Genomic DNA, 22,701 nt, shown 5'->3' on the forward strand with positions numbered 1-22,701 from the left:
TCAGATCCTATCGAAACGCCTCAGTAGGGAGGTTGGCTCCGCCCCCGTTGGGCCCTCCCCGCTTCCGTCCACCATGCGAGGTCGTCAGCGAAACGAGGAAATGCCTTCTTGATCACCGTTCCCAGTTCACCGATGGGCTTGCCGTTCGCGTCGAGCGTCTGGGCGATTGGTCCAACGGCGAGCGTGCTCGAAACGACGATCATACCCATCTCGGATAAGGTTCCGTGCCATATGAAGCTTGATCGCGCCCCGGATAGTCTGCCTGCAGAATAACTGGCAATCGCTGCCGGCCGCCAGAACCATTCCTCGAGAAAATGATCGGTGAGATTTTTGAGGCCCGGCTGCATGCCCCAATTGTATTCGCCGGTCACGAAGATGAAAGCGTCAGCGGCCTTGATCTTTGCCGCCAGCGCCTCCATCGCAGGGGGCGCCGTCCCAGTCGGATACTCCTTGTACATTCGATCGAGCATCGGCAGGCCGACGGCCTTTGCATCGATGAGCTCTACGTTTGAACCCCGCGTACGCAGCTCTGAGACGATGAAAGTGGCAAGCCGGATTCCCATGCGATCGCTGCGATACGATCCGTAGAAGACAAGGATTTGATCCGCCATTCCGCGACCTGCTGAAATCCAAAACGCGATCGATACGAAGTGAATACTCGAACGTTGTATCCGGCGAGTCCAGTCTTAAAGAAATGACAATGGTCCTTCCGCGTTATGTCGGGCGACATTCTCTACTGCATGTGGTCGTGCATCATTTTAGAGTCGTCTGATTTCATGCTGCCGCCGTCGGAGCTTTTCAACGCGCCAATATCCTCGACCTTGTATTCGACATCGACATTGCCGGCCTTTTCAAAGCTCAACGAGCCTTTGGCGTTTTCCCCCTTGGCGATGGGCTTCTTCAGGCTGAGAAACATCAGATGATATGACCCGGGAGCGAACGTGACGGTGGCGCCGGGCTTGATCTCGATGCCGTCCGTCAACTGCCGCATCGTCATTTTATCGCCTTCCATCTTCATCTCGTGAATCTGGACCTGCTCCGCGCCTTCGAACGTACCGCCCGTCAGTTTGTCCGTATCTTTGCCCTTATTTGTGATCGTCATGTACCCGGCACCGGCTTTTGCGCCTTCGGGCGTCGCGCGTGTCCATGGATGACCGATGACGAGACCATCCTTTTCGAACTGTTGGGATGAGGCCGCGCCACACATCGAGAGCAGCGCGACGATCGCATAAATTTCTCGCTTCATGTCTTCCTCCTGTTAACGCCATCAGCCTGGGCGCCACGAGTTACCGAAATCGACGGACTCCTGCCCTCTGATATCGTCAGCATGCAGCACTTCCGGAAGTCGGGAGCAATGTCTCCGAGGCATCCTCATGAAAAATGCGCAAAAGCCGACGCGGGAATTATTGGCTTCCCGCAACCTCACGAGTGCCTTTGCTACGGTTAAGCAGAAACAATCCGGCTAGCGTGCCGAAAACAATGAATGCGAGGAGCGTGAGAAGGGGATTGACGGCAATGCCCGACCACTCGGGAAACACGATCTCGGCCGTATTCAACGGTTCGACGCCGTTCCGGCAAATGAGGGCACCTGAATCTTCCCGCTGAATGTCCGATTGAATTCCGGCCGCCAGTTGATTGGCTTCCGCCGGATCGGACGACGAACGCTGCAGTTGCACGAGCAGCGCTTTGCTTCCCGCAAGATACGCATGCGAGCACCCGTTGAAGGCACTGTCTTCATTGGTGAGCGCACCCGGAACCAACCCCCATAGGCAATACGCAAACTGCAGGTTGACGAAATTATAGAGCGTCCGGGTCGCGAGATCGGGCCTGATCTGGCGAGCGGCAAGAGCCATGATCGAATCTTTATATCGCTCTATGACCCGCAACTGATCGTGCGAGAGATTGGCAATCGGCAGACCCGATGTGTTCAGCGGCTTGCGTGAGCTATGGGCCGCAGCAGATCCGCTGAGCAGCGCCGCTGACAAAGAGAGCAGAACAGCCAGACTGATAAGGCGCCCGCCACTGGGGCACTGCGAGCTGCGGCGTCTTGCGAAGCCAAACCATAGTAATTGCATGAGAATGTGCCGCGCCTCCCGCCGCAGGCGAGGACATAACTACGTACGCGCCTCGGAAGGCAAGCCAAGCACCCGCGGCTTACCGGCGTTTGACACTGAGGTTCTGATTGAACCACCCATATTCGGTGCGGGGATTGTTATAATTTCTCAATCGTTCCGGATACCTGGGTTCAATTGACGGCGCGGCAGATGGGGCACAGCAGCTGCCTGGAGGCATCCGAACGATAGGCGGATTCATTGCCCAAGGGTCGGCGCGCACTCTGGTCTGGGCATCTGCAGGCAAAGCAAAAGCCATCGCCGGCAACAGTATCAAAGCACTCTTGAACATCACACTGCTCCACCCACCCTCGTCTCAGCCCAACGCTTTAATATGGTGACTCTGACGGGATTTGAAAGCGAGCCGAACCCTGACGCCAGGCTGCGCACCGCCGGTCCACTGCCCTCACCCCTCAACCGCCTGCTCCACGTCCGACATTCACGAGCGAAGCTTAGCCGTTGCGTTGATTTCCCGGGAACCTCCCTCCGCGGATGCCATCCGCTGTCACGATGCTTTAATCGGATGCACGCATATTGCGAATCGGCGACGGCATGCCCCTTGCGGATGAAATTTTCAACGGAGTGGAACGTGCAGCGTCTTTCGACGTTGCCATGCCGTCCTCCGGAGAACGACTATGGGCTACGCCTTCTATGCCGTGCTTGAAACGCTCCCGCAGATCGCGGTTGCAGCGTTCATTCCCGTTGCCGCCACCATCGCAGTAAGCTTCGTCGTGAAGTCGCTGCGTCGCCGGGCGGGCGGCCAGCCGATCGGCATCGACTGATTTAAGACAATCGGCCGTCTTTGGCGCTCGCGCCCTGGGGCGGGCGGTAGCCTAGGCCTGTCCTCAAGCGAACATTTTGCCCTACTCTCTTGCCGCCTCGGCGAGCAGAAGGGGCTTGCCCCGCCGATCGACCGTTGCGCGGACGAGCCCATATCGGAATACCCCCGGCCTCGAAATGGCGCCGGCAGTCTTGGAAAGGAACCCCATGAAGATCCAGCGGAGCGGCTCTCAACCGTCGGCGAAGGGCCCGGCAGATTACTTTGCCGGCCAGGTCCGGATCGATCCGCTCATCCAATCGGTTCCGCCCGCGCGCGTTGCCGGTGCCCTGGTAACGTTCGAACCCGGCGCCCGCACCGCCTGGCACACCCACCCCCTGGGACAGACCCTGATCGTGACGGCGGGCCTCGGATGGGTTCAGCACGAGGGTGGGCCCATCGAGGAAATTCGCCCCGGAGATGTTGTCTGGTTTTCACCGGGTGAGAAGCATTGGCACGGGGCAACGCCCACCAATGGCATGAGTCATATTGCCGTCCAGGAAGCTCTCGACGGCAAAGTCGTCGAGTGGTTGGAGCAGGTCAGCGACGAACAGTATCGAAAGTGACCGCGGTCAAGCCTCGCTGGCGCGAACCTGGCCTCCGAGACAATTTCGCGGCCCTTCTTAACGGGATCATCACACCACGGGGCGAATATTAGCCTCCGGACGGCCCAAACGAGTTGCGTGACCATCGATGACCATTCAGCAGAATTTCAAATACCATCCCGACCGCGAGAAGAAGCACCTGGGCCCGACGCTCTTCCTCGTATGTCTGATGACGATCGCTTGGATTGTATTTGCTCTCTTCCATTGAATGGCTAAGCGGGGACAATTTCATCAATGAAGACACCCATCGCCCTGGCGGCCTTCGTCGCTGCAGGCCTCACGTCATCGTTCGCAATGGCGGCTGATTTTGGAGGCGGCTACGCGGAGGAGGATGATGTTTTTGTACAGCAGACGCTGCCGCGCCCCGTCCTCATCGCACGCCCCTACAACGACCTTTATGAAGAGAACGGCGTCTACTATGCGCCGCCCCACCCCCTTCCCTACTTCGGCCTGTTTCCGAATTGGGGACCGCTCTACGCGGCGCCGGAAGTCTATGTGCGTACGCGTGTGGAGCACCGGCGCATATACCGCGAAACGTCGAGTGGACGGCGTTACCGTTGAAGGCGGCCGCTAAGCCCGCTTTGCCAGATCGCTGATGGCGTCCATGAACAGATCGAGATCCGACCGCGTCGTCCGATGGTTGAAGATGGCGCAGCGGATCGCGTCCACGCCGTTGATCGTCGTCCAGGACGGGGCGGCGATCCCCAACTCGTGAAGATCCAGAACGAGGTTCCGGTTCACCCCTCCGCTCGCCCCCTTCACGCCGAAGCAAACAATATTGAGCGCGACCGGCGCCTTCAGTTCGAAGATGGCGCTCTCGCGCACCCTCTCCGCGAGATAACCCGCAAGCTCGCATGTGTGCAAAATGGCGTCGCCGATGCGGTCCGACCCAAGCGTCTCGAACGTCATCCACGTCTTGAGCGCGCGGAAACCGCGAGAGAGATCTGGCCCGAGGTCACACGGCCAAGTTTCACCCGCCGCAAGCCCCCGGTCCGAGCGCTGCAGATAAGCCGCGGTCGAGGCGAACGCCCGCTTATGGGCGGCGCCATCTTTCACCAGCAGAAATCCGGCATCGTAAGGGACATGTCCCCACTTGTGGAAATCGAGCGCGATCGAATGCGACAACTCGATCCCCGCCGTCAGATGCTTCAGCGGCTCAGAGAAGACGGAAAGCGCGCCGATCGCGCCATCGACATGAAACCAGAGATCGTCTTCGCGCGCGATCCGCGCAATGTCCGGGAGCGGATCGATCGCTCCGGTGTTCACCGTCCCCGCCGTCGCGACGACCAAGAACGGCAGAAATCCCGCAGCCCTATCCGCTCTGATGGCGGCCTTCAAAATGTCGGGCTGCATCCGCCCCGAACTGTCGGTTTCGATCTTCCGTAAATGCTCTGAACCGATGCCCGCAAGTTGCATCGCCTGCGCGATGCAGCTGTGCGCCTCGGCGGACGTATAGGCGGTGAGTTGGGCGTCGGCGCGTCGCAACCCCGCTTCCCGGGTCTGAACCCCGATCGCGTTCATCTTGGCTACGATCACGGCCAGAAAATTCGCCATCGACGAACCGGTGAGGAACAATCCGCTCGCGCCTTCGGAATAGCCGAACGCTTCGCTCATCCAGCGCACGATCTGCCGTTCGACATCGATGCCGATGTGGTCCCGGCCGCCGCAGTTCATGTTCAATCCGGCGGCAATCATTTCAGCGACCATGCCGGTGGGCGTCCCGGCGCCGTGCGCCCAGCCCATGAAGCGTGGATGCAGATTGCCGGTGGCAAACGGCGCGACGTGCGTACGCACATCGGCGAGAACGTCGCTCAAGTCTCGAGGCCCGAGTGGCAAGGGTTGCTCAAACCGCTGCCGTGTTGCATCCGGCGCACGCTGCCAGACGGGTTTTTCCCGGATGGACTGAACATGCGTGATAACCTCGTCCAGCGCGGCATGCGCGAGCCGGCGAAATTCAGACCAGTCGGCAGGATCGAGATCGCGCGACTCTCGCGACGTCATGATCTTCGGAGATCGTGTTCGATCCCGGACCACTTGGAGAAGACGGCGTCGAGACCATCCTCTATGGGCTTGAAAGCCTGATCAAGCGCCGCGCCTTCAGTCATTCGCGCGGCAACACCGGCGATATCCGCCGCCGACACGCCCATCCGAAGCGCAACCCTGGGACCGATCCGGACAGCCTGACCGAGATGGCAAATCGGACCGCCCTCCGAACTCCTCAGCGATCGTTGAATGCCTTGCGCTTCATCGAACGCGGCGAGATCGCCGCCGCCGTTGAGGACGGTCAGCGGAACGATGCCACGCGACGACAGATATTCGCCGTCGTCATCAGGATGCAGCCGGACACCCCTGACATCCTTCACCCGCGTCAGAACCGCCTCGACGAAGCGCCGGTTGATGCGAGCCTGGCTCACCTCGTCGACGCCCGCGTAGGGCGCGAGGTTGGCAAGTGCGGCCACCCACCTGAGGCTCAGCCCGATATTCATTTCGGACTTGAACTTGAAGCCGTCGCGTTCGCGAAGCGGCCGGGACCAATCCTGGACTGCCGTATATTCCGCAAGACCTGCCGGAAGCGCGCTAGCCTGAGCAATTTCATCTGCCATGGCCGGCGGAATGAGCAGCGCCCCCGCGAACGGCGGCCCGGCTGCGAACTTCGAACCGGTGACGGCCACAAGAAAACCGTCCGCAAGATCGCGCTGCAGCTGACTAAGCGGACAACGAAGCTGGCACGCGTCGATAACGATCCGCACCCGGCCGGGGGCAGCAGCCGCGAGCTGCCGCGCCGTCTCTCGCGTGACGCCCGTCAACCCCGTCTTCGACGTATCAAGGACATGCACGAGAACATCGTGTCCCCGTCTCAATTCCTGTTCGACCAAGGCGGCGACGTCATAGTCGATCGCTTCGGGACGCCGCTGCTCGCCGGCTTCATTCCGGATCGGGACCGTCCGCACGTCGATCCGGCCCGGCGATAGACCTTCGAGCAGTTCACCAGAGTCGACGGTCCGGCCGAGTGCCGTCAGATCCGAGAAATGACGGCCCGCCGCCGCGAGCGGTATGCCGTTGCCCGTCTCATCCGGCGCGATGAAAATGTTGGTGATCGGTCGCGCCGACAAACCCGCTACAAGCGAGAGCGCAAGAATTTCTGCGTCCGTTCCCGACGCAGCCAGAATGACCTCTGCCTCCGCCACACCGAGGCCCTGACGAATGCCGCGGCGCACCTCGTCGAACCAATCGTCGTATGGGATCGGAGAAACGGATGCCGTCCCGACGAGCCTCTTCAACGCATAGTCGGCCGCGGCAAAGCCTGCCGCCGAAATGTTGCTCGCCGTCGTCGACGAGAAAGATATTTCGCCCGCGGCGGGCGCCGTCAGCGTTCCGTAGCGATTGCGACCCGTGGCGGCATCCGCCCAAATGCGCCTGTCGCCGCCGCTTGCGAGCAGCAGTGAAACTGAGGAAGGCCGCCCCTCGGAACGCGTATCCGGTGTGGTAGTGACTAAACCCGCGTTCGCCATCTCTTTGCGAACATTGCGCTGCGTTGCGACCATCAAAATCTCCGAAAGCGAAAGTCGCTCATGCCGCGCTGATCATGGGTTCGATCCGCCGTTGCAATGCGTCCTCGAACGCAGCGAACAGCTTGCGCATCGCATGCTTTTTGTAGGGAAACGTGACGTCCGAATCCATCGAGTGAACGATCATCGCAATGTCGGCCTCGAACAGCAATAGGCGGCCGTCAGGAAGTTCCGCGCAGTCGATGGCGAAATAGTCGAGGCCCAACCGGCGATGCAGCGCCGCGAATGCCTGCGTGTGCCGCACGGCAAAGTCGCAATCGAAGTCCTGCATCCACGCCGCTTCTTCCGCGCGCCGATCCGCATATTTCGCCATGCCGGCGCTGAGGTAATGCACCATCCAATGGTCGGAGACCGCCAAATGACTGGCGAAAGCCTTCCCGTCGATGAAGGCGATCCGCTGCTTCCGGAATTTGCCGTCCTGCCCGCTGTAGTCGATGAACGGTGAGACATAATATTCTGCCTCGCTCCGGCCCGCGAGATATCCGGCGAGTTCCGCCGCGTTCGATATCTTCTCCATCGATTGACCCGCATGGGTGCCGACGGGGCGCACGATGATCGGATAATTCGACCCGGCAAGCACTGAACCCGGCGCGAGTTCAGTCGCCGCCAGTTTCGCCAACGTTTCGCGAGATAGGCCGACGGTCGGAGGCGCCAGGATCGACGGCTCGTCCGCGAATGCTCTGGACACGCCATCCCGCGTAAGCCCCGCGATCCTGAGAGGCGCATTGTTCATGATGGGACGAGGCCACCCCGTCAAAAGCCGGTGGAGCTTCTCAAGGACGGGACGGTTTGCTGTCGACTCGCCGATCGCAACGAACGCAACATCATGAGACGGAACGTTCGAAAGATCCGTCGTGGCGCAATCGACATAATGCAGCAGGATGTTCGCGTCCGAGTCCTCCAAAAGGAACTCGATCGGCGTATTGGCCATGAAATCGCCGGCCGTGACGAAAACCAGAATTCTTTGCCCTGTGCCCTGCCCGTTTCGAATCTGGAAATTCCGGCGGATGTCCAGCGCTGCCGTCTGCGCCAGCGCCGCCTTTTCGGCGTGACCCAACGTGTGCAAAATCGTCGAAAGATCGAGGAACGCTGCCGCATCGCTCGTGTCGGCAGACACCCGGGCCATCAGCTCGTTCCAGAGCGGCATGATGTCCCCGCCTTCGTAAAGACAGCGCACGATAGGCGCCTTACCGATGATGAGACCTTGCGCGCTCTCGGCTTCGCACTGGACAGTCGCTGTCTTTAGCATGTCGTACCTTGCACGGAGGCCAACGCCCGCCATCCCGCGCGAACGTCCAAAAATGTTGCTGCGAGCAGCCCACGATCCGGAAGCGGAATGTCGGCGCGCGGCCTTGTGCCAATCTGACGGCAATACGGGAGATTGCGTTTTGACGGGTCGAACCGCTTCGGCGCCACACACGGGCGCGGACCGGCTCACGAGGACGTCAAACGGGATTTATTGGGGAGCGGGTACGGGCGGCCCGATGACGACGATCGTGCCCGCCGTCTCGGGGGAAACGCTCCTAGCGCGTTGCAGTTCGAGCATCGTCGGCGACGACGCCAGCACCATCACGGGCTCGATCGCATTGGGATCCGGCGGCTGCGGCGTTCCGGTCAGGGCGCTCGTAATCAAAGCCTCCTGGAGCTCGGCCTGCCGCTTCTGATCCGTAACGCTCCGAAGCATCGAATAGAAGTCGACCGAGCTGTCCTCCAGCGTCTCCATATCCTGAGCTTTGCTGAGATTGGTCAGCGGGGTCGTGACGGTCCCGGCCACATCGACGGCATTCCTTATGGACTCGGTATCCTCGATGAAATCCGCGACGCTCTTCATCGACTGGACCGACGTCGGGATAAACGCTCCGGAATTCAACTGCGCAGCAAATTCGACGCCGCTACCGATCGCATCTCTGACGTTCGTCGGCCCGACGACCGGCAATACGAGATAGCTGCTGTCCCGATAACCCCAGACGTACATGGTCTGACCGAAATCACCCGACTGGTGCTTGAGCCCCTGAGTCGCTGCAACATCGAACAGCCCGCCGATGCCGACCGTCGAGTTGAACGCAAACCGTCCGAGCGTCGTCACCGCAGCCTTCGGCCGAAGCTGCAGAACATCGTTTGCGAACACCATTGGCTCGGAAAGATTCGTGGAGAACGCTTCGATCCGATCGCGCACCGGCTCCGGCACGTTCTCATTGTAGGCCCTCGCAACGGGATAGAGAACCGCGTGATTGAACGTCTGATTGTTCTCGAAGACGGAGCGATTGAATGCTTCGTTCGGATCCGAAATTGCCTTCGGCTCTTCGTCCTTTTCCGGTGACGCGAGATGTTGCGGCGGCGGCGGAATAACGGGCGCGCCAGCACATGCGGAAAGACTGGCAACAAGAAAGACGCTGCCCGCCACCTTGAGGATGGACCAGTTCTTCACGTCGCGAATTCCCCCTGCCCGCGCCTCCGCGGAACGCCCCGAACCTATCCTAGCGACCACCGGCATGCCAGTTTGTCATCGCCGAACACGAAGAGACCCAGCGTTTTTCACTCCTGAGATTGCACCGTGACCACAGATGTTCACATCACCACGAGCATTTCAAAATTGTATGATTTGCAATACCCCAGCCCAGCACACGGATCATCGGCAGGCAAAACTCGCACCGGCCCGGAACACCAACCCCGGTCAAACAGAGCCTCCGGGTTTAATCTCGAGGCCCGGAAAATTTGGCAAAGCTCGTATGCGGAGATAATGATCGGTAGCCACGACCGTGTCGAATTTACCCACAAATGATCAGCACTAGTTCGGATCGCCGAGGCCACATTTCGCAACTCTTCCTCTTACGCTAGCGTCCGCGAGATCCGACTCGCCCATCGACGATTGCCCAGGCACAGAAATTGATGCGAAATCCCCACGGGAAAAGAGGTTTGGCCCTGGCCGCCCTGATGGGCGCCGCCCTCATTTCAGGGCTCGTCTGCAATGCGGACGATGTCTGGGCGAAGCATCAGAAATCACCTTCCACATCGGCTTCGAGCGACCCCTGTGCCGTGCCGACCGCCTTCATAAAGCAGCACATCGAAAAGATACGGCAACTCCAGAAATCGCTCGACACCGGCTCGGACAATCTTGCCAGCTGGATACAGCACATGGAAGGCCAGAAGAGCGTCGATCAGGATAAGGTCGCCCGGATTGCAGAACTCCGCCACGACGCCGATAGCGTGAACGACCTTCTTCGAGCTGGGGGCTGCCCGACCGTCGATATCGATCATGAGCTGAGCACATCGGCCGCGGCGAGCACCGCCTCGCCCTCCAAATAACGAGCACTTGGGGCCGCCGACCCCAATCGTAACCTTCTGCACCCGGTCGCTAGCAGAACGTTAGTTTTTGAATGGCATAAAATCTCCCTGCGGGACAGCGGGCTGGCATCCAATGTGCAACCTTCGGGCGGCGCGGTTCGCTGCGTCGTACCCCCTCGGACCGGATTTGCTCGTGACCGCTCCCATGAACCCAAATTTCTCCGTCGAAATCACCTCGACATGGAGCGCCATTTCCGATCGCTGGCAGGCGCTCGAACGGCACGCCTCCGCGTCGCCGTTTCAAACGGCCCATTGGATTGGAAATTGGTACGAAGCCTTCACGCCAGTGGGCATCGAACCCATCATCGTCAGCGTTGTAGAGCGAAGTTCCGGTCGCGACCTCATGATGATCCCGCTCATTCGGCACTCTCAGAACGGGGTCAGGCGGATAGAATTCGCGGATCTATGGATCACGGATTACAACGCGCCGCTCGTGCGCTCGGACAGTGACTTTCGGAGCTTTGAGCGAGAAGTCTGGCCGGCCATTCTGCGGGCGCTTCCGCCCGCCGACGTTCTGACGCTGCAAAAAATGCCTTTGTCGCTCGGCCCCAACGTCAACCCCCTGACGACGCTTTCGAGCATCGAACGCAGCGATCTCAGCGGCCATATCGTTGCCCTCGGCGATAATTGGGACGAGTACCTGTCGACGCTCAGCAAATCGGCGCGCAGAGAACTACGCCGCCGCTCGACCAAGTTCGTCAACGAGAACGGCGGAAGGCTGCGGCGCATCACAAACAGCGATGAAGCGCTTGAAGCCCTGCAAGTGCTCGAGGCACAGCAAACCTCGCGCCTCGCTGCCCGGGGCGCCAAGCATGTGTTCAATGATCCCGTTTACCAAGAGCTATATCGTCGTCATCTTTTGCGCGGCCTCGTAACCGGCCATGCGGTGATGTTCGTGCTGACGGCGGAAACGGAAATCGTCGCGACGTTCTTCGCGCTGAAGAATAATGATCACACCACACTCATACGGATAAGCCAGTCGCAAGACCCCGCGTGGCGGCCGCTCGGATTGGGCAAGATGATCATTCACCAGGCCCTCGAAGTGCTGCATGCGGATGGCTGTCGCACGTTTGACCTATCGGTCGGCTCGCACCGGTATAAAGAGGAGTTTCGCGTTTCGCCCGTGCCGATGGCCGAACTGACAACCCCGCTGAGCTTGCGCGGCACGCCTTTCATCGCGCGCAGAAAAGCCATCGCCTATATTTCGCGAAAGCCCAGGCTTATGGCCCTCGCACGCTCGATTGCCGACAGGCTCCCGCACCTCGCGTCGTAGCTCCGCCAAGCCGCAATACGCTTAAGGCGCCGAAAGCAGGCCTAATCGCTCGGCAAGCGCGGCTTCCATGATGTTGAAGCGCGATCGCAGAACCGCTTTGATGCGGCGGAGATCCCAGCTGAGGCTGCGATCAGTCGCGAACAGGCGCGCATAATTCGCCGCGTGCGTTGCTTCGGCATCAAGCGATGTCTTCAGCGGATCGTTGTAGAACGACGAGAGCTTGGCCGTACTCATCAGAGGCGACGCGAGCCAGCCGTTGACGTGCTCCGACAGACGCAGCACGTCGTTCATGCAGCGCGTCAATCCCGTGCCGGTCGCGGGACATGACGTTTGAAACGCATCGCCGATCAGAACGACGCCATGCTGGAGGTGATTGCGCACCTTGTCGAGATCCACCATTCGTATCCGGACATCATCGGTCTTCTCGAAGGCTCCCAAATACTTTTCGAGACCCGGCATAGCCCGATAAAGGGCCGCACGGGGATCGTTCCTGATGTCGCCGACGAATGGATCGTCATAGCCGTGATAGGCGAAGAGATTGGCACGCATCACATCGCCCATCGGGAAGAGCGTGATGTAAGCGATGCTGCTTTCGAGACACTCGCTGTAATAGGTCAGCGCCGGAAATTTGAACTTGGATCCCGCTCCCGGGCGCAGCGAAAAACCCATGCAGAGCGACGGCTGATGATGAACGCTGTCGCGCGCAATTCCGAGCTTCTGACGGATGCTTTGCGCAAGGCCCGTCGCGAGCACCACGAGCCGCGTCGAAAGACGCTCGCCGTTCGCCAGCACGATCGTTTGAACGTCTTCGCTGTTGCGGATCTCCGCAACGCGCTCGTTGACGAAGCGGACGTTTGCGGGAAGTCCAGCCCTGAGCGAATTGATCAAGTCCTGATAGTTGAATCCGTATTCGGTTGTTGTCTTCCGTTCCTCGATCTGACCTGACCGGACGACCAGCATCTGATCGACCCGCGTTCCTATCCGCTGAAAGACGCCGAGAAGCCCGAGCTTCTCGACGAATGCGAGCTGCTCGTCGACAATCTTCTCACATCGAAACTCCGGCGGGTGCTTGGCGCGCATATCGATGAGCGTGACGGAGATGCCCCGCCGCGCCAACGCGATGGCAGCCATCGACCCCGCCGCGCCGGCCCCAACAATGGTGACGTCGGACGTCTGATTGCCGAAAGCCCTATTCAGATCCGGCGACACAGCGAATTTTGACATCATAAACTTTGCGCCGCCCCAAACTCGACAGATCCGTTCCAAAACGAAACGCTGTTTTCGAAAAATTGCCCGCGAGTTCGCGGGCGTTTCCCATCAAAAGCAAGGACAACGCCAACTCGGCTCCGAGCGAGCTGCAATCGGCGAAGCCCGACGGCCCCCCTTACTCCCCAAAACACTGAACGATCCGGCCCACATCCGCCTCGGAATCATCGTGCCGGCCGAAATCCCGTAGCGCGACCATGTTGCAACGCTCGTCGGCACCCGATTGGCGGCTCGTTTGCAACGGACCGCCCCATAGGCCCCAAAAACAACCATTGGCTTAAGGGAGCACCGAAGTTGCGAAAGACCCGGTTTCATTTTGGGGCATTGCGCCGGAGATTTTTAAACGAAGCGCTCCTGCCGGCGGGCCCAGGCACTTATCCGGAAATCGTTCGTCCCTCGAAGAATTCGCACCCCGCGAGCCGCCGGCGAAACCGCACCTCCGTGTTGCAGCTCGTCCATAGCAACGAGGGCGGCGGCGTCGAAGCACTTGCGGAGATGATTTCCGACGGCCTCCAGCGGACCGGCGCTGACGTCGAAACGCGCTTCATCTATCCGGGCATCAGCGCGACCACGGCACAGAAGCTTCGCGGCATCGCCGCCGCCATCGTCGCGATCACACGCAAGCGACCAGACACGCTCATCGCCTATCAATCGACGGCTTCAGTCCTGGTTGGCATGATTGGAGCCCTCGTCGGCTGCAAGACGCGCATTGTACATCAAACGGCGATGCCCGGCGAAATTCATCCCGCGGTCCGCGTGCTGGACACGGCTATGGGTTCGGCGGGGCTCTACAGCGTCAACATCGCGAATTCGGCCGCGACGGAACAGGCGTTCGGCCATTATCCGCAACCCTACCGCAAGTATCTCCGCAGGATCGATCACGGGCTCGATGCGCCCGAGGCGCGTCATTCCCGATCCGATGTCCTAACCCGCTACGCCATTCCCGACGACGGCCTGCTATTGCTGAATGCCGGCAGGCTTTGCGACCAGAAAGGTCAGGATCAGATCATTCGCGCACTGCCGCACGTTCAGGGCGCCCGCCTCATCCTCGCGGGTGGCGGACCGAACGAAGCGTCCCTCAGGGATTTGGCGCGGACCCTCGGAGTTGCAGATCGCATCCACTTCCTTGGAGTTGTATCTCGCGAAGCGCTCGGCGATCTACTCGGTGCCGTGGATATGTTCGTGTTTTCATCCAAATGGGAGACGTTCGGCCTCGCGGCGGTGGAGGCTGCAATGGCCGGCGTCCCGATCGTGGCCGCGGATCTCCCGGTCTTGCGCGAAGTCCTGTCGACCGGCCGCGAGGAGCCTGTCGGCTTCGTCGACCCCATTAACCCGGAAGCCCTTGCCGCAGCAATCGAGAAGCAGCGCGCTTGGAAACGGTCGAGCGAAGCCGTCCGCAAGTTCGCCCAAGCCATCCGTGCCAAATATTCACGAAGCCGGATGCTCGAGTCGTATGCAGAGCTGATTAACGGCCCCGAATATCGCCGCGCCGGCTGAGGAACCGCTTGACCGGTTAGGCGGCAAGCTTCCGAAATGCCAGCTTCTGCGTCCACAATCCAAGGCCGAAGATGTCGTAGGCCTTGACGATCAGGCAGGCGCCGAGGCTGATCAAACCGAATTTCAGTGCGCTCGACATCAGATAGCCGACCGGCAGCAAACCGGCGGCATCGGCTAGGAATTCGGCGACGATCGCAGCACCGGCAATGCCGCAGAGATCGAGAACAGGAAGCGGCATCGCCCGCCACCGTCTCGCCGCCAGGGCGGCAATGAGACAGCCCGCTGCCTGCGCAGCCACCATAGCCAGAGCCGCGCCAGTCGCGCCATAAGAGGGGATGAGCAGCAACGCCGTAATGGCTCCCGCAACGACCGTCCCCGTTGAAGCGTAAAGCTCCGCAGACGCGCTCTCCAAAAAGTAGATCGCCTGGCCGAAGTAGAACGCGCGAAAAACGTAAAGAGCCGTCGCCAGTGTAAAATACGGCACCAGGGAGGCCGTCGCCTCCGCGTAATGTACGCCGAACAGAATTCGCACAACGTCCGGCGCAAAGCACAGGATAAACGCGGATCCGAAGGCCGTTATGAAGGCGTAGGCACGGAATGCTTCGGTGAGAATGGTCCGCGTTCGCGCATCGTCGCCATCACTCGCCGCCCGTTTCGCATGTGGCATATACGATCCGGCGACCGCCTCGGAGACCACGACAAGGCTTTGTTTAATGAGATCGCCGACGGCGCCATAAGGTCCGACTGCGCCGACGCTATCCAATCGTGCCAGCAGCAATCGGTCGCCGCTCTGTCCGACCGCGTTGATGCCGAAAGCCAGGATCAACGGTGACCCGTATTTCAGATATTGCCGCGCAATCCCGGCGGAATACTTCGCCCGGACGCCTGACCAACCTTCGCGGATTAACGGAATTGCCGCGAGAACGTGAGCGGCTGCAACGCCCGCGGCAAGGCCCGTCGCCGTCCCCGTTAACGTGAATGCGACCGCGCCGCCGAGCGGCACCAAAAGCGCCCGGAGCAGCACCGCGAAGCCGACCAGTTCCACCTTCAGTCTTGCACGCGAAATCTCGAAAAACGTTTCGAATACGGCGAGACCGACAGTCGGCATGATGGTGCCGGCAACGACAGCGGCACTATAAACCCCTGCCCAAACCGTTAACGCAGCGATGGCGACGACCAAGCCCACGAACAGGCACACGGCGCGAAGGAACGTCCCGACAATGGAGGCCGAGTTATCCGCGGTATAGAGCGCGAAGAACGACATCCGCAGCCATTGGATGGCGAAGCCGTAAATGATGTACGCAGACGCGAGGTAAAGCAGGTAGGCGCCGAACGTCTCGGGTCCCGCGAGGCGCGCAAAGAGCGCCACCGACAGCAGGTTCAGCGCGGCCGCGAACACCCGCGAGCCGATATAGATCGCAGCGTGCCGCAAAATCATTCCGGGAAAACCTTACTCACGTTGCATTGCTCGATTTTGGGACGCATTTCATTCTCGCTTTCACCACGCGGCTGCGAAACGGTGCCGATTTAGGCATGCTTTTGGCATGTACCGTCCGCATGATGCTTTACGAGACAAACCTAAAATCCACGTTCCATGCCAATCCGGACCGCGCCAACGGGTGCGTGGAGGACATCGCACGGAATGACGCGGCAGTCGCTCAACCGCACGTCGCATTCTTCATCCGCGCCCTCGATGGCGGAGGCGCCCAGCGAGATGCCATATTGCTGGCGAACAGTCTGTCCGAGACAGGAATAAGGGTCAGCATTCTGACGCTTCTGCCCGAAGGCCGCCTGAGACGCCTTGTGGCTGACGGCGTAACCGTTCATCACGTACGAGCGAAGCGCCTTGCAACAGCGATCATTGCTCTCCGCAACGCGATACGCGAGCTCAAACCGACAGTGCTCCTGAGCTCCGAAGCCGCCGCGAACCTCGCAGCCTTCGCCGCTGTCCGACTGCTACCTGCGAAAACGCAACCGCGTCTCGTCTTGCGCGAGGTCACGGCCCCGTCGATCGCGAAGGACCTGGACCCCTACCTGCAAAATCGCCTCGCATTCCGCCTCGCCGGATACGTCTACAGCCGCGCCAGCCGCGTTCTCACGTTGACGGACGGCGCGCGTCGCGATCTCATTGTGAACTTCGGTGTTCCGGCCGAACGCATCAGCGTAATGACATCGAACGCCGTCATCGATCCGCCGACAGTTGCCCGCCTGGCTCTCGGTGAAACAGCCGCTGAAAAGCGCGAGAAAGGCTTGCTCCTCGCTATCGGCCGCCTGTCGCCCGAAAAAGATCATCTGACATTGATCGAGGCCTTCGCCGGACTTCACCTCCGCACGCCTGCCCGGCTTGTCATCGTCGGCGAAGGGCCGATGCGTCCGGCGCTCGAAGCATCCATCGCGCGTCTCGGTCTCGAAGATCGCATTACCCTCGCCGGCGCGACGAACGATCCGTTCGAATGGCTGCTGAAAGCCGATGTACTCGTCAGTTCGTCGAAGTTCGAAGGCCTCGGCAACGTGCTCATCGAAGCGCTAGCCTGCGGCACCGCCGTCGTCTCCACCGATTGTCCGTATGGACCCCGCGAGGTTTTGGAAGGCGGCCGCCTCGGCCGGCTTGTTCCGGTCGGCGATCCAAAGGCACTCTCGGATGCAATCGCGCTGGCGCTGACGACGCCAACAGACCGCGCCGCGCTGAGACACGCAGCCGAAAAGCATACAGCGAGGCAAGCAGCCCGCTGCCTCATAACAAACCTGCAACTTGGGTGAGACCATGAACAGCATCACGGCGATGGGTGGATGGGTTGGCGCACGTGGCGCGGAACGGCAACCCAAGCAGCTGACAGGACTTTGCGCCAGCGGTTCACGCTATCTCGCGCGTATCGTGCCGACCAAACCCTTCCGCGCGAAAAATTCACGACCGCTCGTGAGCTTCACCTTCGATGATGTTCCGGACTCAGCGCTGACGAACGGCGCCCGCATTCTCGATCAGCACGACGTCCGCGGCACATTCTACGTCGCACCCGGCACCTGCGGAATGCAAGACGAGTATTGGACCGTCATCGACAAGCGCGGCGTCGCCGACCTCGCCCACGCCGGACATGAAATCGGCTGTCACACCTACAGTCACGTCAAAGTGCAATCGCTCAGCTCTGCGGACCTCGCACGCGAAACACAACGATGCTTCGATGCGCTTCGCGACATCGGAGGAAATGCCGTAAGCAAGAACTTCGCCTATCCCTTTGGCAACGTCTCGTTCCCGAAAAAATTTCAGCTCGATCGGCAATTCACCAGCTGCCGCAGCATCTACACCGGCCTCAACTCGGGCCTGATCGATCTTGCGATGTTGCGCTCGGTCGAACTTTACGACCGCACGAGCACCGAACAATCGATCAACGCTACGCTCGATCAGGCAATCGCGACGAACGCGTGGGTGATCTTCTACACGCATGACGTGGCGCACGACCCGAGTTGGATCGGCTGCTCGCCGGCCCATCTCGAAATGGCGGTGAAGGCCGTCAAGGCGCGGGGAATTCCATGTCTCGCTGTCGACGAAGCGCTCGCCGCAATCGGGGTCCGCGCCTAAGCGGCGCGACCCTCTTCGGCGACCGGGAACCGCGCCAGAAGGTGCATCCCGAAGATCGCCATCAGCGCCATGAACCAGACCGGATTGTTGCGCGAGACGAGCACCGTCTCCAGCGATGCCGTGTAAAGCACATAGATCCACAGTCTCAGGAAATAGCGCAAAAGCGCCGGGTTGTTCGACACCCGTAGCGCTGTTCCGAAATCGCGCATCGGCAGATAGATCACTGCGAGCAGCAACAGGATCAGGCCCGGTATGCCGAACTGCAGGGCCGCTTCGAGATAGCTGTTGTGCGAATCCGTCCCGAGCTCTTCCACCCACCCGGATATATCCTCCGGCTCCGCAGGAAGCTTGTCGCGATACATCAGTTCGTTCGTTCGCCACGGCCCCGTTAGCCCGTATCCGAAAACCGGATGTTCGGCCGTTTGCTCCATGGAAAAACGCCATAGATCCGTCCGCCCCGTGAATGTCGCATCAGGCAACACCATGGCGACGATCGAACGAACAGGCCCTGGCCAGCTCGATCCGACCGTCGCGACGTTGAGAAGAACGAGCGGCAGGAGAATAAAGATCGCCCTGAGCCAGCCGCTGCGCAGTCGATAAACCAATGCCGCCAGCGCCAGCGTGAACGGTACGAGCGCTATAGACGTCTTCGATACCGAGAACAGCAGAAACACCGATGCCAGGCCGACGACCAGCCAGCCCGCCCATCGCTGTCCCGCGTCCTTGATGAACAAGCCGGTGAAGATGAGGACGACCATCATCGCGCCGGCCTCGTTCTTATGATTGAAGAAGCCGCGCCAGTTTCCCGCGAGCTCTTTCTCCAACGTATCGCCTGTCGAATGAATGGAGAGCGAAGGCAGGAACGCAACGCCGAAGTAGCAAAGAACGAGCACGGCGAGTGCGGCAATCGCCAGCTGATTTGCGAACTGACGCGGGCTCTGCGGCAACCCCACGGCCATCGCTGCAATCGTCACCGAAATCACTTCGAACAGACCCCGCTTCAGACCCGTTGCGGGATCCCCCGAAACGACATTCGTGATCAGCAGCCAAACGATGAAAGCCACGACAGGAAACGCTGCAACATGGAGGAGATGCTTCGGCTTCGTCGCCAGTGTGAACACAGCCAAAACGGCCCATAGCAACGGGAATGCAATCTGGTTGGCGATATTGCCGGTCCCGAGCGGACCGGCGAGATCGGCGCCGGACCTGTCATGGAACGGCTCGAACGAAATCCAATAGACAAGCAGTATGACCAGCAGGAGAAACGGACGAACGATGCTCGTGAGATCGCTCACCGGCGCTACGCCAGCTTCGTCTGTTGCTTTGATGGACGTCATGATTGCCGACCCTCGCCTTACGTCTGCGGCCGCCATGAATGTGCCAGATAGTCTTTAACGAACGCGCCATACTCGGAAGGCGATATGCCATCCGGCGCGAGCAATCGCGGTGTTGCGCCCGAACTGAAGCACCACGCCATTGAGTGAAGCTTGAGCGGCTCTAAAATCTCGCGGGTGAACGGAATGCCGAAGTCTTCCGGCGTTCCTCGGATTGCATCGTCGCCATCCCTGCTGAAGCCCCATTCGGTGACGACCACGGGCTTGACGGCCGGAAGCCCGCCGAGACTATCGGGCCAGCGCGAAGCGACTCCACGGTCCTCGTTCGGATAGCAATGCCAGGAATAGATGACGCGCGTATCATCGATCAGGTCTCTCGCAACGCCGTTGAGATCGTGCGCCCATCGTCCGCCAGCGACGATGACGATCGCATCCGACCGCGATCGAATTTCCTTGATCAGGCGGACCCACAAGGCCTTGAGGAACGGCCAATGCTCGCCCGTGCTCCGCCACAGCTTGCCGTCGTAAACCGGCTCATTCCAGAGTTCGAAGAGAATTCCGGTATCATCGCCGAAACGCGCTGAAACTCTGCGCCAGAAGTCGAGCGCCAGCGCCTCATCGGAGGCGAACGCATCGAGCGGCAACCCCCAGCTCGGATCCACAGGCTCCGCATACCTGCCCGGGAAGCCGATCGCGTGCCAATCGATGATGACGAAGAGCCCCGCAGCGCGAGCTGCCGCAACATCGCGCTCGAGCAGCGCGAGTGTGCGTTCCGCGTCCTGACGCCAATGCCCCGGATGCACGCTGATCCGCACCGCCGAGCAGTGCCATCCGCGCGCCAGAAGCGCGTAATCGCTGAGCGGACGTTCGCCGCGAACGTAGACCGGATCGCCGACACCGACACCCATCAACCGGATCGGGCGGCCGCCAAAACGAAGCTCGTTGCCGATGACCTCGAATTTCAGCCGCTCGCTCGCACCGGCGCCGCGCTTCGCGGCAAGCAACACCCCTGCAGCGGCTGTTGCTGTCAGAAAATTCCGGCGGCTGACGTCAGACGGCATGAGCCGCGACTGCCGCAGTCGAACGCGCAACGCCCTTCGCCGTCAGGATAGTCCCGCAAAGACGTGGAATGTCCCTCGTTGTCGCATCAGAGCCAAGATCGGCGACGGCCTCATTCGGCCGGTGGGATGAAACGAAGAGAACCGAATTCGTCCCGTCGAGATCCGGCGAGAGCGCATCGACCCGCGCATCGACCACGATGACGTCATAGGATTTCTTCGCATCCTCGAGCACCTCGAGAATTGATGAGGCCTTGGGGTTGCTGACGATCAGCACGTCGAGATTCTGCTGTTGCGTCTTGCTGATCCGCCCCTTCGACTCCACCGCAACGCGCGCCGTCACTTGACTGTCCGCAACGAGTAACCGCGTGAGACCGGGCGTCCGCACATCGCCGTCGACAATCAGAACCCGTTTGCCTTCCGCCGCGATCGTATGCGCAAAGGCCAGCGCAATAACCGGCTTGATCGGAACGGCATGATGCGACACGAACCAAACTGTCCGGCCGGTTTGACCGGCTTTCGCGCCGCTGTTCACAGCAGCTTGCAGAGACCGGATATGGTCGGCGAACACGGTATCGGACGATTTCGCGGCGCTTCGCGCGAGCGTTCCCATCGCCGATGTTCCATCACGAAGCCACAGCGTCTGTGCCACACGCGAGGCAGCGCGCATGTCGCTGACCAACCGGCGCGACGCCAGCGGAATGACCGCGCTCTCTTGTTCCGAAACAGTCTTCTTCGGGGACGGAGCGGGCGAAGTCGCGATCTCGACCGGCGTTTCGTGCGCGTCGGCGCGAACAGGTTCGCTCGCAGTGTGAGATCCGATCAAGCGACGGACCAACGGAAGCACGGTCGCCGCCGCGCCGATGGCCAGGCCGATCAGAAAGCCGAGCACGGCCAAGATGACGCCGCGAGGCGGAAACACGCGTGCCGGAAGCGGCATAGCCGAAGAGATGATACGCACGTTCGTCGTATTCAGGCGAGATTGCTCGCGCGTCTCACGCGACCGCACGACCGACTGCTGGTAAAGCGTCTGGGTGACCTCGAGATTGCGCTCCAGTTCCCGCAATTCAATTTGCGCCTTGGCCGCCTCGTTCATTTCGCCATTAAGACGCTGCACCGTGTCGGACAATGACTGTTCGTTGGCTTTCGCGCGTTCGTAATCGTGACGGATGCTTTCGAGAACGCGAAGGATCTCGCGATCCAACTCCGAACGGACCGCGCTTTCCTGTTGCGCCATCGTCACCATGACTGGATGCTTCGGCATCAATTGCGCGGCAAATCGTGCGCGTTCGGCGGAAGCCGCAGCGAGCTGCTTCTTCAGATTGATCAAAGTGGGCGACGCCATGATCTCCGGCATGGATTCCGGCGCCCCACGCGATCTCTCGATGTCGTCGATTTGCGCCTTGATGCGCTCCGTTGCGGCACGCGCGAGAGCCAATTGATTGTTCGCATCGGTCAGCTGTTGCTCGACGACAAGCTTGCCGCCCGCGAGTCCGAGGTTGTGCAGAGCCTTGTAGCCCGCGATTTTTTCCTCGGCGGTGTTGACCTGATCCTGCATGGCTTTCAGACCGGAATCGAGCGCTTCCGCCGCGCCCTCGTTGCTCGACGACCGATACTGCGCTTGATCTTCGAGATACGCAGCGATGATGGCATCTCCGATACGCACCGATTTCTGCGGATCGTTCGAGCTGACGGACAACTCGACGACGAATGTGCGCTCCGGTCTCTTGACGCCGATGCGCTGCTGCAGCGTTTGCAGCGCCGCCAATTCCAAATCGCCTTTCTGTTCCGAACTCGACGGCCCGGTCAGGCCCGAGATCGCAGCAGTCAGCGGGCTGCTCGCAGTCCCGTTGAAGTCCGGATCGTTTTGGAGCCCCAATTTTTGGATGGCTCGTTTTAGAACACTGTTCGAAGACAGCACCTGAACCTGGCTCTCGACGACCGTGATGCCGGAATCGGACTCCCCGGCGCGCGGCGTCACCTCTTTGTCGAGGAGGCGCAGGTCTCTCGGATCGACGAGCAATTGGGCCGTGGCGACGTAGCGATGCGGAACGAACTTGGCGAGCGTGACCAGAAGTCCAGCGCCTAAAAGGCCGCAAATCAGCAGGAAAAACCTGCGCCGCCAGAGAGCCGCAAAAACCGCGCTCGCATCGAAAGCGAAGGGCACGGCCGAAGTGGCAGAGCGATTATGCACGGCCTCTGCATGGGGATGATCCAAAAACACGTCTGACTCCGACCGCATCTCAACA

20 protein-coding genes are annotated in these 22,701 nt (G+C 60.5%); 8 read left to right on the forward strand and 12 right to left on the reverse strand.

Going from position 1 to position 22,701, the window contains the following annotated elements:
* Positions 1-20: 20 nt before the first annotated feature.
* The 3 genes from AB4Z24_RS08475 to AB4Z24_RS08485 form a co-directional block, all read right to left on the reverse strand.
* On the reverse strand, positions 21-611 hold the full coding sequence (locus AB4Z24_RS08475) for an NADPH-dependent FMN reductase (protein WP_441707422.1): 591 nt from the start codon (positions 609-611) through the stop codon (positions 21-23).
* A gap of 122 nt (positions 612-733) precedes the next feature.
* Positions 734-1,246 (reverse strand): copper chaperone PCu(A)C, encoded by a 513-nt coding sequence (locus AB4Z24_RS08480; protein ID WP_441707424.1) that lies wholly within the window; start codon positions 1,244-1,246, stop codon positions 734-736.
* Positions 1,247-1,403: 157 nt separating this feature from the next.
* Positions 1,404-1,853, reverse strand: a complete 450-nt coding sequence (locus AB4Z24_RS08485) for a hypothetical protein (protein ID WP_441707426.1) — start codon at positions 1,851-1,853, stop codon at positions 1,404-1,406.
* 893 nt (positions 1,854-2,746) lie between these two features.
* On the opposite strand from AB4Z24_RS08485, the gene AB4Z24_RS08490 reads away from it, so the two are divergent.
* From AB4Z24_RS08490 to AB4Z24_RS08500, 3 genes are all read left to right on the forward strand, one after another.
* Positions 2,747-2,893, forward strand: coding sequence for a hypothetical protein (locus AB4Z24_RS08490; protein ID WP_441707428.1), 147 nt, complete (start codon positions 2,747-2,749; stop codon positions 2,891-2,893).
* A gap of 205 nt (positions 2,894-3,098) precedes the next feature.
* Positions 3,099-3,494: a (R)-mandelonitrile lyase gene (locus tag AB4Z24_RS08495; RefSeq protein WP_441707430.1), complete on the forward strand. Its 396-nt coding sequence runs from the start codon at positions 3,099-3,101 to the stop codon at positions 3,492-3,494.
* Positions 3,495-3,767: 273 nt separating this feature from the next.
* A complete protein-coding gene (locus AB4Z24_RS08500; RefSeq protein WP_441707432.1) occupies positions 3,768-4,094 on the forward strand; it encodes a hypothetical protein in 327 nt (108 codons plus the stop codon).
* Positions 4,095-4,103: 9 nt separating this feature from the next.
* Here the strand turns inward: AB4Z24_RS08500 and AB4Z24_RS08505 are convergent, their stop codons facing one another.
* From AB4Z24_RS08505 to AB4Z24_RS08520, 4 genes are all read right to left on the reverse strand, one after another.
* Entirely contained in the window at positions 4,104-5,534 is a 1,431-nt protein-coding gene (locus tag AB4Z24_RS08505) for a pyridoxal phosphate-dependent decarboxylase family protein (RefSeq protein ID WP_441707434.1), read from the reverse strand.
* Positions 5,531-7,078: a hypothetical protein gene (locus AB4Z24_RS08510; RefSeq protein ID WP_441707436.1), complete on the reverse strand. Its 1,548-nt coding sequence runs from the start codon at positions 7,076-7,078 to the stop codon at positions 5,531-5,533. The genes AB4Z24_RS08505 and AB4Z24_RS08510 overlap by 4 nt, the downstream gene beginning before the upstream one ends.
* Before the next feature lie 25 nt (positions 7,079-7,103).
* Entirely contained in the window at positions 7,104-8,351 is a 1,248-nt protein-coding gene (locus tag AB4Z24_RS08515; RefSeq protein WP_441707438.1) for an ATP-grasp domain-containing protein, read from the reverse strand.
* 207 nt (positions 8,352-8,558) lie between these two features.
* Complete coding sequence (locus AB4Z24_RS08520; protein WP_441707440.1) at positions 8,559-9,530, reverse strand: MlaA family lipoprotein; 972 nt, start codon at positions 9,528-9,530, stop codon at positions 8,559-8,561.
* Between the two features lie 488 nt (positions 9,531-10,018).
* Here AB4Z24_RS08520 and AB4Z24_RS08525 point away from each other — a divergent pair, with 488 nt between their 5' ends.
* Positions 10,019-10,408 carry a hypothetical protein gene (locus tag AB4Z24_RS08525; RefSeq protein ID WP_441707442.1) on the forward strand — a complete coding sequence of 130 codons (390 nt, stop codon included), beginning with the start codon at positions 10,019-10,021 and terminating at the stop codon, positions 10,406-10,408.
* Positions 10,409-10,580: 172 nt separating this feature from the next.
* Positions 10,581-11,720 carry a GNAT family N-acetyltransferase gene (locus tag AB4Z24_RS08530; RefSeq protein ID WP_441707444.1) on the forward strand — a complete coding sequence of 380 codons (1,140 nt, stop codon included), beginning with the start codon at positions 10,581-10,583 and terminating at the stop codon, positions 11,718-11,720.
* A gap of 21 nt (positions 11,721-11,741) precedes the next feature.
* Here the strand turns inward: AB4Z24_RS08530 and AB4Z24_RS08535 are convergent, their stop codons facing one another.
* Positions 11,742-12,944 carry an FAD-dependent oxidoreductase gene (locus tag AB4Z24_RS08535; RefSeq protein WP_441707446.1) on the reverse strand — a complete coding sequence of 401 codons (1,203 nt, stop codon included), beginning with the start codon at positions 12,942-12,944 and terminating at the stop codon, positions 11,742-11,744.
* A gap of 483 nt (positions 12,945-13,427) precedes the next feature.
* Here AB4Z24_RS08535 and AB4Z24_RS08540 point away from each other — a divergent pair, with 483 nt between their 5' ends.
* Positions 13,428-14,483, forward strand: coding sequence for a glycosyltransferase family 4 protein (locus AB4Z24_RS08540; protein ID WP_441707448.1), 1,056 nt, complete (start codon positions 13,428-13,430; stop codon positions 14,481-14,483).
* A 16-nt stretch (positions 14,484-14,499) separates the two neighbouring features.
* Here AB4Z24_RS08540 and AB4Z24_RS08545 read toward each other — a convergent pair whose 3' ends face one another.
* On the reverse strand, positions 14,500-15,921 hold the full coding sequence (locus AB4Z24_RS08545) for a lipopolysaccharide biosynthesis protein (RefSeq protein WP_441707450.1): 1,422 nt from the start codon (positions 15,919-15,921) through the stop codon (positions 14,500-14,502).
* Positions 15,922-16,016: 95 nt separating this feature from the next.
* Here AB4Z24_RS08545 and AB4Z24_RS08550 point away from each other — a divergent pair, with 95 nt between their 5' ends.
* Positions 16,017-17,243: a glycosyltransferase gene (locus tag AB4Z24_RS08550; RefSeq protein WP_441707452.1), complete on the forward strand. Its 1,227-nt coding sequence runs from the start codon at positions 16,017-16,019 to the stop codon at positions 17,241-17,243.
* A gap of 4 nt (positions 17,244-17,247) precedes the next feature.
* On the forward strand, positions 17,248-18,060 hold the full coding sequence (locus tag AB4Z24_RS08555; RefSeq protein ID WP_441707454.1) for a polysaccharide deacetylase family protein: 813 nt from the start codon (positions 17,248-17,250) through the stop codon (positions 18,058-18,060).
* On the opposite strand, the gene AB4Z24_RS08560 is transcribed toward AB4Z24_RS08555, so the two are convergent.
* The 3 genes from AB4Z24_RS08560 to AB4Z24_RS08570 are packed head-to-tail and all read right to left on the reverse strand — an operon-like array spanning position 18,057 to position 22,676.
* Entirely contained in the window at positions 18,057-19,397 is a 1,341-nt protein-coding gene (locus tag AB4Z24_RS08560; RefSeq protein WP_441707455.1) for an O-antigen ligase family protein, read from the reverse strand. The two genes, AB4Z24_RS08555 and AB4Z24_RS08560, sit on opposite strands and share 4 nt — an antisense overlap.
* Positions 19,398-19,414: 17 nt before the next feature.
* Positions 19,415-20,455, reverse strand: coding sequence for a glycoside hydrolase family 5 protein (locus AB4Z24_RS08565; protein WP_441707457.1), 1,041 nt, complete (start codon positions 20,453-20,455; stop codon positions 19,415-19,417).
* Positions 20,445-22,676, reverse strand: a complete 2,232-nt coding sequence (locus AB4Z24_RS08570) for a GumC family protein (protein WP_441707459.1) — start codon at positions 22,674-22,676, stop codon at positions 20,445-20,447. The genes AB4Z24_RS08565 and AB4Z24_RS08570 overlap by 11 nt, the downstream gene beginning before the upstream one ends.
* Positions 22,677-22,701: the final 25 nt, after the last annotated feature.

This window comes from Hyphomicrobium sp. 2TAF46 (genome assembly GCF_052114865.1).
GTDB lineage: Bacteria > Pseudomonadota > Alphaproteobacteria > Rhizobiales > Hyphomicrobiaceae > Hyphomicrobium_B.